The 13,016-nt window shown below is 69.7% G+C and carries 11 protein-coding genes; 4 read left to right on the top strand and 7 right to left on the bottom strand.

From position 1 onward, the window contains the following. Positions 1-94: 94 nt before the first annotated feature. The gene (locus tag MFF55_RS03120; protein WP_238242623.1) at positions 95-301 is read right to left on the bottom strand and encodes a hypothetical protein; all 207 of its coding nucleotides are present in this window, start codon (positions 299-301) and stop codon (positions 95-97) included. A 261-nt stretch (positions 302-562) separates the two neighbouring features. Between MFF55_RS03120 and MFF55_RS03115 the strand changes: the two genes are divergently transcribed. After that, positions 563-1,000, top strand: coding sequence for a GlcG/HbpS family heme-binding protein (locus tag MFF55_RS03115; protein WP_238242622.1), 438 nt, complete (start codon positions 563-565; stop codon positions 998-1,000). 68 nt (positions 1,001-1,068) lie between these two features. On the opposite strand, the gene MFF55_RS03110 is transcribed toward MFF55_RS03115, so the two are convergent. Genes MFF55_RS03110 through MFF55_RS03100 form a run of 3 tightly spaced genes read right to left on the bottom strand, consistent with a single transcriptional unit; the run spans position 1,069 to position 4,173 of the window. After that, positions 1,069-2,601, bottom strand: a complete 1,533-nt coding sequence (locus MFF55_RS03110; protein ID WP_238242621.1) for a tripartite tricarboxylate transporter permease — start codon at positions 2,599-2,601, stop codon at positions 1,069-1,071. Positions 2,602-2,630: 29 nt separating this feature from the next. Further along, positions 2,631-3,128 (bottom strand): tripartite tricarboxylate transporter TctB family protein, encoded by a 498-nt coding sequence (locus MFF55_RS03105; protein WP_238242620.1) that lies wholly within the window; start codon positions 3,126-3,128, stop codon positions 2,631-2,633. 58 nt (positions 3,129-3,186) lie between these two features. After that, complete coding sequence (locus tag MFF55_RS03100) at positions 3,187-4,173, bottom strand: Bug family tripartite tricarboxylate transporter substrate binding protein (RefSeq protein WP_238242619.1); 987 nt, start codon at positions 4,171-4,173, stop codon at positions 3,187-3,189. 259 nt (positions 4,174-4,432) lie between these two features. Between MFF55_RS03100 and MFF55_RS03095 the strand changes: the two genes are divergently transcribed. After that, complete coding sequence (locus tag MFF55_RS03095; protein ID WP_238242618.1) at positions 4,433-5,659, top strand: CaiB/BaiF CoA transferase family protein; 1,227 nt, start codon at positions 4,433-4,435, stop codon at positions 5,657-5,659. Between the two features lie 58 nt (positions 5,660-5,717). Here MFF55_RS03095 and MFF55_RS03090 read toward each other — a convergent pair whose 3' ends face one another. Next, complete coding sequence (locus MFF55_RS03090; RefSeq protein ID WP_238242617.1) at positions 5,718-8,663, bottom strand: FAD-binding and (Fe-S)-binding domain-containing protein; 2,946 nt, start codon at positions 8,661-8,663, stop codon at positions 5,718-5,720. Positions 8,664-8,878: 215 nt separating this feature from the next. On the opposite strand from MFF55_RS03090, the gene MFF55_RS03085 reads away from it, so the two are divergent. After that, complete coding sequence (locus tag MFF55_RS03085) at positions 8,879-9,922, top strand: threonine aldolase family protein (RefSeq protein WP_238242616.1); 1,044 nt, start codon at positions 8,879-8,881, stop codon at positions 9,920-9,922. A gap of 110 nt (positions 9,923-10,032) precedes the next feature. Then, positions 10,033-10,374, top strand: coding sequence for a hypothetical protein (locus MFF55_RS03080; protein ID WP_238242615.1), 342 nt, complete (start codon positions 10,033-10,035; stop codon positions 10,372-10,374). Between the two features lie 52 nt (positions 10,375-10,426). Here the strand turns inward: MFF55_RS03080 and MFF55_RS03075 are convergent, their stop codons facing one another. Next, on the bottom strand, positions 10,427-12,088 hold the full coding sequence (locus MFF55_RS03075) for a lysine--tRNA ligase (RefSeq protein ID WP_238242614.1): 1,662 nt from the start codon (positions 12,086-12,088) through the stop codon (positions 10,427-10,429). Between the two features lie 101 nt (positions 12,089-12,189). Further along, complete coding sequence (locus MFF55_RS03070; protein WP_238242656.1) at positions 12,190-13,014, bottom strand: transporter substrate-binding domain-containing protein; 825 nt, start codon at positions 13,012-13,014, stop codon at positions 12,190-12,192. Positions 13,015-13,016: the final 2 nt, after the last annotated feature.

Below are 13,016 nucleotides of genomic sequence, written 5' to 3'. Positions count from 1 at the left end.
CCCATGCCGCCGGTTAGAGCAGGGCCGGAGCGGGCAATGCAAGGGTATCGGTGCAAGGGTATCGGTCGGATGCCGCGCGATCTCGTCCTGGCCTTCAGCCCGAGAACGAGCCGAAGCTCTCGAAATCGGAGGGTGGGACCACCTTGCCGAGCGCGTCCCCGCGCGCCGGCGTGTTCTGATTCCTCGATCCGACGGGAGCCGCCTTCTGGCGCTCGCGGTTGTGCAGGTGGGCGGTGCCGTATCCGGGCTGCTTCGACACGGACGGCCAGGCGCAGCGATCGGACTTGATGTGATTGTGCATTCACGCGTCCCATGGATGTGCGCAGAAGCGCGAGGTGTGCGTAGAATGCGGCGGCCCGGCCGGCGTTCCGGCGATCTCACCCAGAGTGTGATCCCGTACCAAGCGTCGGCCTTCGCCCCTCCGTAGCAGGCGATCCGCGACGATGCGGCGACGCATTCCGGACGGCTCCTCGCCGTGTAGCCCTGACAGGGGCGCGTCCTATCTAGGCCCCTACACCGAACGCCCCGCCTTTCCCGACACCTCCTTTTTCGGCCGAACGACATGATCGACCTCACCCTCGCGGCTGCCCAGACCATCGTCTCGCGGGCCCTGGAACAGGCACGAACCTCCGGGTTGAAGCCGCTTGGCGTCGTCGTGCTCGACGCCCGCGGCGCCCTCAAGGCCGCTCAGGTGGAGGACGGAACCTCGCTGCGCCGCGCGGAGGTCGCCTTGGGCAAGGCCAACGGCGCCCTCGCGCTCGGCATCGGCTCACGGGCGATCTCGGCGCGGGCCGAAGCGCAGCCGCATTTCGTGGCCGCCGTGAGCCACGTCATCGGCCCCGCCGCCCTCGTGCCCGTGCCGGGCGGTGTGCTGATCCGGGCGGGCGACGGCCGCCTGCTCGGCGCGGTTGGGATCTCGGGGGACACCTCGGACAACGACGAGATCTGCGCGGTGGCCGGCATCCGCGCCGCCGGTCTCGAGCCCGAGACGGGCGCGTGATCCACGGGGCAACCTTCCTCTTCGCGCGCACGCCACTCTAAGTCGTCGGCCCGCCTCGCGCGGCGCCCTCAACCGCGTGGCGAGGTCGGCGCGGACTGGGTCGGGGTGATCCTGCCCATGACGAGGCGACGTCCGGCGCTGAGCGGCCCCCAGAACAGGAGCAGCAGCCCGACCACCATCAGCGTCGAGACGAGCCCATTCGAGAAGAAGACCGAGAGGTCGCCGCCTGAGCCCAGCAGCGCTTGGCGGAAGGCGTCCTCGGCGCGGTCGCCCAGCACCAGGGCGAGGACGAGGGGTGCCAGCGGGTAATCGAGCTTCTTGAACACATAGCCGATCACCCCGAAGACGAGCATCAGCCAGATGTCGAAGCGCGAGGATTCCACCGTGTAGGCGCCGATGGCGCAGACGATGAGGATGATCGGGGCCACCAGCGCGAAGGGAATGCGCATGATCGCGGCGAAGACGGGCACCGTGGCCAGCACTATGAGAAGGCCCGCGACGTTGCCGAGATACATCGAGGCGATCAGGCCCCAGACGAACTCCTTCTTCTCGACGAAGAGCAGCGGACCGGGCTGGAGACCCCAGATCATCAGGCCGCCGAGCAGCACCGCGGCGGTGGCCGAGCCCGGGATGCCCAGCGCCAGCATCGGCAGCAGCGCCGAGGTGCCGGCGGCGTGGGCCGCGGTCTCGGGGGCGAGCACGCCCTCCATCTCGCCGCGCCCGAAATTCTCAGGCGTGCGCGAGAAGCGCTTGGCGAGGCCGTAGCCCATGAAGGAAGCCGCGATCGCGCCGCCCGGCGTCACGCCCATCCACATCCCGACGACGGAGGAGCGGATCAGGGTGGCCCAGTAGCGGGGCAGCGAGGCCCAGGTGCGGAGCACCACCTTGAGGTCGATCGCGGCCTTCTTGCCCTTGAAGTGCAGCCCCTCCTCGATGGTGAGCAGGATCTCGGAGACGCCGAACAGGCCGATCACGACGACGAGGAAGTCGAAGCCCTTGATCAGCTCGCTGACGCCGAAGGTGAGCCGCAGGTCGCCCGAGATGGTGTCGAGGCCGACCGCGGCGAGGAGGAAGCCGATGGCGAGCGACGCGACGATCTTGGCCTTGTTCTCCTTGCCCATGCCGATGAAGGAACAGAAGGTCAGGAAGAACACCCCGAAGAACTCGGCCGGCCCGAAGCGCAGGGCGAACTTGGCGACGAGCGGGGCGACGAAGGTGATGAGCACGACGCCGGCGAGCGCGCCGATGAAGGAGGCGGTGAAGGCCGCCGTCAGGGCCTCGCCCGCCCGGCCCTGCTGGGCCATCGGATAGCCGTCGAAGGTCGTGGCCACCGACCAGGCCTCGCCGGGGATGTTGAACAGGATCGAGGTGATGGCGCCGCCGAACAGCGCGCCCCAGTAGATCGAGGACAGGAGGATGATCGCCGAGGTCGGGTCCATGCCGAAGGTCAGCGGCAGCAGGATCGCGACGCCGTTCGGGCCGCCGAGCCCCGGCAGCACGCCGACGACGATGCCGAGCAGCACGCCGACGACCATGAACATGACGTTGGTCCAGGACAGGGCGACCTGGAAGCCCAACAGGAGCTGGTGGAGATCGTCCATGGCGGTTCCTCGGTCTCTCTATCGGCGGCCTAGTAGCCGAGCATCGCCTCGACGGGACCTTTGGGCAGGGACAGCCGGAACTGCACCTCGAACACCCAGAAGGCGATGAGCGGCACGGCGACGACGGCGAGGAGCGTCTGCCACCAGCGGAAATCGCCGAGCATGATCATGAACAGCGCCATGAAGAGCGCCGAGGCCACGTAGAGGCCCAGGAACTCGATGCCGGTCACGTAGAGGAGGAGCGGCAGGAAGACGGAGGCCACCATGCGAAGCTGGCCGTAGGTGACGAAGACGCTGTCCTCGCGCCTGAGCGCGCTCACCAGGGCGGCCACCGCCGCGATCAGCAGGATCCAGCCGACGCGGGCGGGGAAGAACCCGTTCTGCGGGCCGCCGTCCCAGCCCGCGCCGCGCTCGTAGGAATCCCACAGCACCATCGCCGCCAGGCCCATCAGGATCAGGGCGACGAGGATCTCCACGACCCGGCGCGACAGGCCGGCCTCGGGAGCCGTGTCAGAGGCATCCGCCATCATCAACTCGTTCCGGTAGAGGAGGAGCGGGCCCGGTGGTCCGGACCCGCCGCAGGGCTCAGTTCGTGCCGATGAAGCCGGCCTTGCCCATCAGGTCCTTGTGCTTCTGCTCGTCGGTCGTGAGGAAGTCGACGAAGGCCTGGCCGGAGCGGAAGTCGGGCACGAGGGCGTTGCGCTCGACATAGGCCTTCCAGTCGGCCGTCTCCGTCACCTTCCGGAAGAGCTCGACGTAGAAGGCCTGCTGCTCCGGCGTGACCTTGCCCGGCATGAACATGCCGCGCAGCATCTGGTAGTTCACGTCGAGGCCTTGCGACACGCAGGTCGGGACGTCCGCCCAGGACATGTCCGCGGTGATCTTCTGGTTGTACGCCAGCGGCTTGTCCGAGAACACGCAGAGGGGCTTGACGGCGCCGGAGCGCCAGTTGGCGATCTCCTCGGCGGGGTTGTTCATGTTGGCGTCGATATGCCCGCCCGCGAGCTGGACCGAGGACGGCCCGCCGCCCTGATAGGGGATGTAGGTGATCTTGATGCCCGCTGCCTGCTCCATCGTGACGGAGATCAGGTGATCCTCGCGCTTCGAGCCGTTGCCGCCGGTCTTGAGCGGCGGGTTGGCCTTCTTGGCGGCCTCCACGAAGTCCTTGGCGTTCTTGTAGGGCTGGCTTGCGTTCACCCAGAGCAGGAAGGCGTCCTGGGCCATCATCGCGATGGGGGTGAAGTTCTTCCAGCTCACGGGGAGCTTGGTCGCGAGCGGGGTCATGTAGATGCCGCTCGAGGTGGTGATCAGCTTGTGGGGATCGCCCGCCGATTTCTGGATGTCGAGCATCGCCTCACCGCCTGCCGCGGCCGGCTTGTTCACGATGATGATCGGCTGGGAGACGAGGTTGTTCTTCTGGATCGCGCCCTGGATCGTGCGCGCCATCTGGTCGGACGAGCCGCCGGGCGGGAAGGGCACGATGATCTCGATGGGCTTGGTCGGTTCCCAGGCCTGGGCCGACGCGACCGGCAGCGCTGCGGCCAGCACGGCCGCCGTCACGAAGCGTCTCATGGGCGTCTTCCTCTCAAGGGTGCTCTTCTCGGCACCGTCATCCTGCGACAGGTATGAGGCTTTGGGAGCCGTTGGCAACCGGCCGGGATGGACGCCTCACCGTCAAAGCGAGCTTGTATTACAAATACCAAGCGTTCAAGGGGCTGACATCCCCGGCAATCGCTTCGAATCATCAAAGGCTTGATGGATCGATCCCGAGACCGGGCTGCGCGGCAAGGATTGCGCCTCTCGCGGGAGGCCACGGACGAACGGGGGCAGCATGGCGCAGAGCGCGTCGGGAAAGCACGGTCCGTTGCGCGGCCTCAGGGTGATCGAGCTCGCCCACATCATGGCGGGTCCGGTCTGCGGCCTGATGCTCGGCGACATGGGCGCCGAGGTGATCAAGATCGAGAAGATCGACGGCGGCGACGACACCCGCCGCTCGGTCCCACCGGTGATCCAGGGCGAGAGCGCCGCCTACATGATGATGAACCGGGGCAAGCGCGGCATCGCCCTCGACCTCAAGAGCCCGGAAGGCGTCGCGATCCTGCGCCGGCTGCTCGCGGAGGCCGACGTGCTCATCGAGAATTATCGCGCCGGCACCATGGAACGCCTCGGGCTCGGCTACGAGACGCTGAAGGCCGAGTTCCCGGGGCTCATCTACTGCGCGCTCTCGGGCTTCGGGCGCAGCGGTCCCTACGCGGAGTGGCCGGGCTTCGATCTCGTGGCGCAGGGCATGAGCGGGCTGATGTCGGTGACGGGCACCGGACCGGGTGAGGCGCCGATGAAGTGCGGCGCGCCCGTCACCGACATCACGGCCGGCATCCTCGCGGCCATGGGCGTGCTCGCGGCCTACACCCACCGTCTCAAGACAGGCGAGGGCCAGGCCGTGGACACCTCGCTGTTCGAGGCCGGCATCACCCTGACCTACTGGCAATCCGCCATTGCGATGGCCACCGGCGTGGCGCCTACGCCCATGGGCTCGGCCCACCCGCTCAACGCGCCCTACGAGGCCTTCCGGACGGCCGACGGCTGGATCACGGTGGGCGCGGCGAACCAGACCAACTGGCTGCGTCTGCTCGCGGTGCTCGGCGCCGAGGCGCTCGCCGACGACCCGCGCTTCGCCCGCAACGCCGACCGCCTGGAGAACCGGGCCGCGCTCGCCGAGCGGCTCGGCCCCTATTTCCACGCGGCCTCGTCCGAGATCTGGCTCGCGCGGCTCGAGGCCGGCGGCGTCCCGGCCGGCCCCGTCCTCGACGTGCTCGCTATGCACGCCGATCCGCAGGCCCAAGCGCGCGAGATGGTGGTCGAGGTCGACCACAGCCGCATCGGCGCGATGCAGACCCTGGGGCTTCCGGTGAAGTTCTCGGAGACACCGGGCCGCGTGCACGGGCCGGCGCCCCTGCTCGGCGAGCACAGCCGCGCGATCCTGCGGGAGGCGGGGTACGACGAGGCGGCGATCGAGGGGTTTTTCGAACGGGGCGTCGTGCGCGAGACGGTGGGATAGCCAATCGCGAACCCTCCCCCGCAGAGGGAGGAGGGAAGAAGCCGAGGGTTTCGATCCTTCACGCCGCTTTGAGCGCCCCATCCAGCACCCGCGCCACGTGCTGCGCCTCCAACCCCAATCCGTCGTGGATTTGATGCCGGCAGCTCGTGCCGTCGGCGATGACGAGGTCGTCGGGACCGGTCTTGCGCAGGGCCGGGAACAGCGACAGCTCGGCCATGGCGAAGGACACGTCGATCGTGTCCCGGCCGTAGCCGAAGGCGCCGGCCATGCCGCAGCAGCTCGATTCGATGACCCGGACGTCGAGCCCCGGCACGCCCCGCAGAACGGTTTCCACCGCGCCCATCGCGCCGAAGGATTTCTGGTGGCAATGCCCGTGGAGATGCGCGACGCGCCCGCCCTGGTCCGCCAGCGGCAGCGTGATCCGTCCCGCCGCGAGGTCGGCCGCGAGCAGCTCCTCGAAGAGCAGGCTGCTCTGGCCGAGCCGCGCACTGTCCTCGCCGGGTAGGAGCGCGGCGAACTCATCGCGGAAGGTGAGCAGGCAGGAGGGCTCCAGCCCGACGATCCGGGCCCCGGCCCGCACGAAGGGCAGAAGAGCGTCGAGGGTGCGTCGCGCCTCCGCTCGCGCCTTATCGGTCTGGCCCGAGGCGAGGTAGGTCCGCCCGCAGCAGAGCGGCCGCTTGCCCTTGTGCGGGAAGACCTTGTGCAGCCGGTAGCCCGCCGCGAGCAGCACCCGCTCGGCCGCCTCCAGGTTCTCGCGCTCGAAGGCGCGGTTGAAGGTGTCGCCGAACAGGATGATGTCGCGGAACTCGCCGGCCACGTCGGTGGGGTGGGCCGCCTCCCCCTCCTCCCGCCAGGGCCGCCGCCAGGGCGGCAGGGTCCGCCGCGCCGAGATCCCGGCCACCCGCTCGGCGAGCCGCGCCAGGGCCGGCACCCGATTGCGCAGGTTCAGGAGCGGGGCGAGCATGGCCGCCACGCCGGCATAGCGCGGCAGCTCGCCCACCAGCCGCTCCTTCAGGGGCAGACCGTGGCGAGCATGGTAGTGGTGCAGGAACTCGACCTTCATCTTGGCCATGTCGACGCCGGTGGGGCATTCCCGGCGGCAGGCCTTGCAGGAGACGCAGAGATCGAGCGTCCGCTTCATCTCGTGGCTGGTGAAGGCCTCGGGCCCGAGCTGGCCGGAGATCGCGAGGCGGAGAGAATTCGCCCGGCCCCGGGTGAGGTGCTGCTCCTCGCCCGTCGCGCGGTAGGACGGGCACATCGCCCCGCCGACGCGCTTCCGGCAGGTGCCGTTGTTGTTGCACATCTCGACGGCGCCGCCGAAGCCGCCCCAATCGGACCAGTCGAGAGCCGGCTTCACCGGCTCGGTGACGGCGTAGCCCGGCGCGAAGCGCATCAGCGAGCGGTCGTCCATCTTCAGCGGGCGCACGATCTTGCCCGGATTCAGGCGGTTGTCGGGATCGAAGCCGTCCTTCACGGCTTCGAACGCGCGGGTCAGCCGGGCGCCGAACAGCGGCTCGACATATTCCGACCGCGAGATGCCGTCGCCGTGCTCGCCCGAATACGAACCCTTGAACCGGCGCACGAGGGCGGAGGCCTCCTCGGCGATGGAGCGCATCTTGGCGACGTCGCCGCCCTGCTTCATGTCGAGGATCGGGCGCACGTGCAGGCAGCCGACCGAGGCGTGGGCGTACCAGGTGCCCCGCGTGCCGTGCCGCGTGAACACGTCGGTGACCGCGTCGGTGTAGTCGGCGAGGTGCTCCAGGGGCACCGCGCAATCCTCGATGAAGGAGACGGGCTTGGCGTCGCCCTTCGTCGACATCATAATGTTGAGGCAGGCCTCCCGCACCTCCCAGACCGAGCGCTGGCGCGCGGGCTCGGGCACCTCGACGACGGCGTTCGTGAAGCCGTGATCGCTCATGCAGGCATCGAGGCGCTTGAGGTCGCCCAACAGCGCGTCGCGGTCCTCGCCGGCGAATTCCGTGAGCAGCAGGCAGTTCGGCCTGCCCCGCGTGATGTCGGCGAGCGTCGTGCGGAAGAGCGGGATGTCGGCGCCGAGCACGAGAACGTTGTTGTCGACTAGCTCGACTGCGACCGGGTTCAGGTCGACGATCGCCTTCGTGGTCTCCATCGCGGCACGGAACGAGGGGAAGTGGCAGACCCCCATCACCCGGTGCATCGGCAGGCGCGAGAGCTTGAGCGTCACGCTCGTCGTGGCGGCCAGCGTCCCCTCCGAGCCGACGAGGAGATGGGCGAGGTTCGGGCGCGGCTCGATCAGCGCATCGAGGTTGTAGCCACCAACCCGGCGCTGCACCCGCGGATACATCGCCAGGATCTCCTCACGCTCGGATTCCGCCAGCGCCAGCATGCGAGCGGCCAGGTCCTCGGCCCGCGCCGAGCCCCGCACGCCCGAGGCGTCGTTGCCGGTGAGCGCGAAGCCGAAGGGCTCGCCGTCGTGGAACAGGGCGTCCAGGGCGAGGACGTTGTCGCTCATTTTGCCGAAGCGCAGGGAGCGGGCGCCGCAGGAATTGTTGCCGGCCATGCCGCCGATGGTGCAGCGGCTCGCGGTGGAGGGCTCGACGGGAAAGAACCAGCCGTCGGCCTTCACTCGCGCGTTCAGGTGCTCGAGCACCATGCCGGGCTCCACCGTGATCGTGCCGGCTTGCAGGTCGTAGGCGAGGATGCCGTTGAAGTGGCGCGAGCAATCGACGATAAGCCCCCGCCCGATCGGCTGCCCGTTCTGGGAGGTGCCGCCGCCGCGCAGGATCACCGGCACGTCGTGCTCGGCCGCGACCTTCAGGGTCGCGGCGATGTCGGCCTTGCTCTTGGGAAAGACCACGCCCGCGGGCATGATCTGGTAGATCGAGGCGTCGGTGGCGTAGCGCCCGCGCGTGAAGGCGTCGAAGCGGACCTCGCCCCGCACCGCCTCGGCGAGACGCCGGGCTAGGCCCGCACCGTTTCGCCCCGCCGCGCGGGGGGTCGTCGCGGGCTCAGCCGTCGCTGCCATGGATCGCTGCCCTCGAACCTTGCTTCACAGGATTGTCTTGCCGGTCGCCGCCTACGTAATACGGTATTCCAGGGGCGTGAACACGGAAGCGGCGATCCGTCCCGCCTCTCCCGGCGCCCGCGGTGACGGAACGACGGGGTGCATGGTCCCGACGACCCGAGACGGCTAAACCGCCCTCATCCGCGCCGGGTTCAGTGGGCCGAAGGACCCTTCAGATGATCGATCTCTACAGCGATACGCAGACGCGGCCGACGCCCGGGATGCGCGAGGCGATGGCCCGCGCAGTCGTGGGCGACGAGCAGTCGAACGACGACCCGACCACGCGCGAGCTCTGCGCCCGCGTCGCCGCGCTGCTCGGCAAGGCCGACGGCGTGTTCATGCCGTCCGGCACGATGTGCAACCTCGTCTCGATCCTGGTCCAGACGCGAGCGGGCGACGAGATCATCGTCGACGATCAGTCCCACATCTACAACACGGAGGCCGCGGGCGCCGCCGCCATCGGCGGCGTCTCGGTGGCGCCGCTGCGCACGCCCGCGGGCATCTACACGCCCGAGGCCTTCGAGGCCGCGATCCGCACGCCCGGGCGGACGGCGCCGCGCTCGGCGCTCGTCTCGGTCGAGCAGACGACGAGCTTCAGCGGCGGATCGGTCTGGCGCCTCGAGGACATGCGCCGCATCCGCGACATCGCCCATGACCGCGGGCTGATCGCCCATATCGACGGCGCCCGCCTCCTCAACGCGGTCGCCGCCACCGGCATCCCGGCGGCGGAGTACGCGGATGGCTTCGACAGCGTCTGGCTCGACCTCAGCAAGGGCCTCGGCTGCCCGGTCGGCGCGGTGCTCTGCGGTTCGAAAGACTTCATTGTCGAGGCCTGGCGCTGGAAGTACCGGCTCGGCGGCGCCATGCGCCAGTCGGGCGTGATCGCGGCCGCCGGGCTCTACGCCCTCGACCATCACGTCGAGCAGCTGGGCCGCGACAACGCTCATATCCGCCTGCTCCACGAGCGCATCGCCGACCTGCCCGGCCTCGCCTTCGACCCGACGGCGGGCCAGTCGAACATCCTGTGCTTCTCCGTCGAAGGCCTCGGCGTCACCGCCGCGGAGTTCGCGCGTGCCTGCCTCACCGAGGATGTCCGCGTGCGCGCGATCGGCGCCTACCGGATCCGCGCGACGACCCATCTCGACGTTGACCGCGCCGGTGTCGAGCGCGCGGCCGAGGTGATCCGCGCCAAGGCCGCCTCCTTCCTGTCAGGCCGCTGAGTCGGAGCGGATTCATTCCGATCGCGCAGGAAGACCGAGAGTTTGGCCGACGGCGTTCACGGGTTGAAGATCGACCGGGTGCGGGCGACGCTCCGAGGATGGGTGACGGAATGACGACCACGCTCGCGGATCATATCGGCCAGGCTGCGACCCGAGCGCGCCGGCAGGCGCTGAACTTTCCCGGATCGATCAAGAAGGACGACCTGCCCTGGGCGGTCATCGATGCCTTCGACGCGGATATCCGCGGGAATGTCGAGCGCGATCGCCGGATCGAGGAGGAACGCGATCGCGTCCTGATCGCCTCGGTCAAGCTCGCCGAGACCCCGCCGGACGAAGAGGACGAAATCGCCGCCGCCCGCCGCCATCTCATCGATGCCATCGACTACCTGGAGCAGGCCGTGCTGCGCTTCGGCATCGTGAACCGCCGCGGGGCGAAGCTCGGCCTGAGCTAGGGGCCGACGCCGCGCCCGGCGGACGCTAGTCTTCTCGGCGCCCGCCTCGCGCCTAGGCGGCCTGCGGCAGGAACGCGCCCGCGAGCGCCTTCTCGATCAGCGCCCGCGTCTCGGCGACGCCGTAGAGGGCGATGAACGAGCCGAAGCGGGGGCCGCGTGCCTCCCCGAGGAGCACGTTGTAGATCGCCGTGAACCAAGCCTGAGAGACGCCGGGCCGTCCGTCGGGGCTCTTGGCCTTGCCGCTCAGGTCGGGGAAGTGGCGCCGCCCGACCTCGTAGACCACGGCCTGCAGCGCCTCCGGATCGGTCGAGCCGGCATGGTCGGCCAGCGTCGCGGCGAGGTCGGCGAGCGCCGCGTGCTCGGGCTCGCTCGCCGCGCGGTAGGTCTTGGCCGGACGCACGAAATCGCGGAAGTACGCGACCGCGTGCCCGACCAGGCGGTCGAGCCCCGGATGGCTCTCCGGCCTGAGATCCGGGGCGTAGCGCCGGATGAAGCCCCAGAGCACGCCCGGATCCTCGGTGTTGGCCACCGCCGCGAGGTTGAGGAGCATGGCGAAGGTCAGCGTGCCGCCGGCCGCCTCGGGCTTCGGCGGATCGCCGGCATGGAGGTGCCAGACGGGGTTGCCGAGCTGGAGCTTCGGCTCCTGTCCCCGGAATCTTTCCAGGAAGTTCAGGTAGTCGTCGACGTGGCGCGGGATGACGTCGAAGAACAGGCGCTTGGCCTCGCGGGGCTTGTTGTACATGAACAGCGCCAGGCTCTCCGGCGTGCCGTAGACCAGCCATTCGTCGATGGTGAGCCCGTTGCCCTTCGACTTCGAGATCTTCTGGCCCTTCTCGTCCAGGAAGAGCTCGTAGTTGAAACCCTCCGGCGGCTCGGCCCCGAGCGCGCGGGCGATCTCACCCGAGAGCTTGACCGAGTCGATCAGGTCCTTGCCGGCCATCTCGTAATCGACGCCGAGCGCCACCCAGCGCATCGCCCAATCCGGCTTCCATTGCAGCTTGGCGTGCCCGCCGGTGACGGGGGTCTCGTAGGCCTCGCCCGTCTTCGGGTCCCGCCACACGAGGGTGCCGGAGGCGGGCCGCACCTCGTCAATCGCGACCTGCATCACCTCGCCCGTCACCGGGTGGATCGGCAGGAAGGGCGAGTAGCTCGCCGAGCGCTCGGCGCGGAGCGAGGGCAGCATGATCGCCATCACGGCGTCGTAGCGCTCCAGCACCGTCATCAGGGTCGCGTCGAAGACGCCCGACCGGTAGCATTCGGTCGCCGAGCGGAACTCGTATGCGAAGCCGAAGGCGTCGAGGAAGCGGCGCAGCTCCGCGTTGTTGTGCGCCCCGAAGCTCTCGTGGGTGCCGAAGGGGTCCGGCACCCGGGTCAGCGGCTGGTTCAGGTGAGCCTGCAGAAGCTCGCGGTTCGGCACGTTGTCGGGCACCTTCCGCAACCCGTCCATGTCGTCGGAGAAGGCGACGAGGCGGGTCGGGACGCTGCCTTTCGTCAGCACCCGGAAGGCGTGGCGCACCATCGAGGTGCGCGCCACCTCGCCGAAGGTGCCGATATGCGGCAGGCCCGAGGGGCCGTAGCCGGTCTCGAACAGCACTTCGGGTTTCGGGTTGCGCTCGATCCTGGCCAGAAGCTTGCGCGCCTCCTCGAAGGGCCAGGCGGCGGCATGGGTGGCGGCCTCGATCAGGGCCGGGTCGAGGGAGAGCGGGGACGGCATGGGGCGGGAACGCGCGGTCTGTCAGGGATTTGCGGGAGTGCCGGCACCCTAGGCAGCCCCCTCCCCCCGGTCAACGCGAGGCGGGCGATCGACCGGCCCCGCTAGAAGGGGCTGATGGGGAAGAAGCGCAGGTAAAGCTCGGCGTACTTCCCGTCGTCCCAGATCCGTTGGAGAGCGTCGTCCAGCGCGCGCGCGAGCGCCGCATCCTCCTGCCTCGTGACGAGGCCGATCCCCTCGCCGAAATAGCGGTTCTCGAGGTAGCTGCCGCCGACGAGGGCGCAGCAGCCCCCGGCCTCGATCCCGCCGACCCAGAGGGCGAGGCTGAGCCCGTCCGCGAACAGGTACTCGGCCTCTCCGCGGCGCAGGGCGCCCTGCGCCGCGGAGAGATCGGTGAACTCCTTCGCCTGCGCCTCGGGGAAGAAGGCCTTGAGGTAGGCCGCGTGCGCGCTGCCGGCGAGCACCGCGACGCTCCGGCCGGCGAGCGCCTGCGCCGAGGGGGCCGGCGCGGCGCGGTCCGAGCGGGCGGCGAAGCGGGCCGGCCACCGGAAATAGGGCCGCGTCGCCAGGAACCGGCTGCGGAGCGTCGGCGTCAGGGGAATCGCGGCGGCGACGACGTCGCCCTGCCGGTCGGCCAGCGCGTCGAGCAGCGTGTCGAAGCGCCGGGCCTGCACCGTGCAGGCGATCGACAGGCGCTCGCAGACGGCGCGGGCAAGCTCGACCACGAAGCCCGTGGGGGTGCCGTCGGGACCCGCGAAGTGCAGCGGCGGGAACTCGTCATCCGTGAGGAAGCGAATCGCGCGTCCCGTCTGCGGCGCCTCGATCCGCTCGCCCCGGCTGCGCGGGTTCCAGAAATTCGGGATCGTGACGCCCGTGGCGGGCTTCTCCTGTGACCGCGCCGCGTCGGTGCCGACGAACAGGAGCGCCATCA

Source organism: Methylobacterium iners, from assembly GCF_022179305.1.
Lineage (GTDB): Bacteria > Pseudomonadota > Alphaproteobacteria > Rhizobiales > Beijerinckiaceae > Methylobacterium > Methylobacterium iners.
The sequence above is the reverse complement of the archived record's forward strand: the minus strand, read 5'-3'. Positions and strand labels throughout refer to the sequence as shown.

What these genes read in the sequence shown, in the direction of transcription:
- MFF55_RS03120 (WP_238242623.1), bottom strand. Translation starts at nt 301, where the DNA reads ATGCACAATCACATCAAGTCCGATCGCTGCGCCTGGCCGTCCGTGTCG.
- MFF55_RS03115 (WP_238242622.1), top strand. Translation starts at nt 563, where the DNA reads ATGATCGACCTCACCCTCGCGGCTGCCCAGACCATCGTCTCGCGGGCC.
- MFF55_RS03110 (WP_238242621.1), bottom strand. Translation starts at nt 2,601, where the DNA reads ATGGACGATCTCCACCAGCTCCTGTTGGGCTTCCAGGTCGCCCTGTCC.
- MFF55_RS03105 (WP_238242620.1), bottom strand. Translation starts at nt 3,128, where the DNA reads ATGGCGGATGCCTCTGACACGGCTCCCGAGGCCGGCCTGTCGCGCCGG.
- MFF55_RS03100 (WP_238242619.1), bottom strand. Translation starts at nt 4,173, where the DNA reads ATGAGACGCTTCGTGACGGCGGCCGTGCTGGCCGCAGCGCTGCCGGTC.
- MFF55_RS03095 (WP_238242618.1), top strand. Translation starts at nt 4,433, where the DNA reads ATGGCGCAGAGCGCGTCGGGAAAGCACGGTCCGTTGCGCGGCCTCAGG.
- MFF55_RS03090 (WP_238242617.1), bottom strand. Translation starts at nt 8,663, where the DNA reads ATGGCAGCGACGGCTGAGCCCGCGACGACCCCCCGCGCGGCGGGGCGA.
- MFF55_RS03085 (WP_238242616.1), top strand. Translation starts at nt 8,879, where the DNA reads ATGATCGATCTCTACAGCGATACGCAGACGCGGCCGACGCCCGGGATG.
- MFF55_RS03080 (WP_238242615.1), top strand. Translation starts at nt 10,033, where the DNA reads ATGACGACCACGCTCGCGGATCATATCGGCCAGGCTGCGACCCGAGCG.
- MFF55_RS03075 (WP_238242614.1), bottom strand. Translation starts at nt 12,088, where the DNA reads ATGCCGTCCCCGCTCTCCCTCGACCCGGCCCTGATCGAGGCCGCCACC.
- MFF55_RS03070 (WP_238242656.1), bottom strand. Translation starts at nt 13,014, where the DNA reads ATGGCGCTCCTGTTCGTCGGCACCGACGCGGCGCGGTCACAGGAGAAG.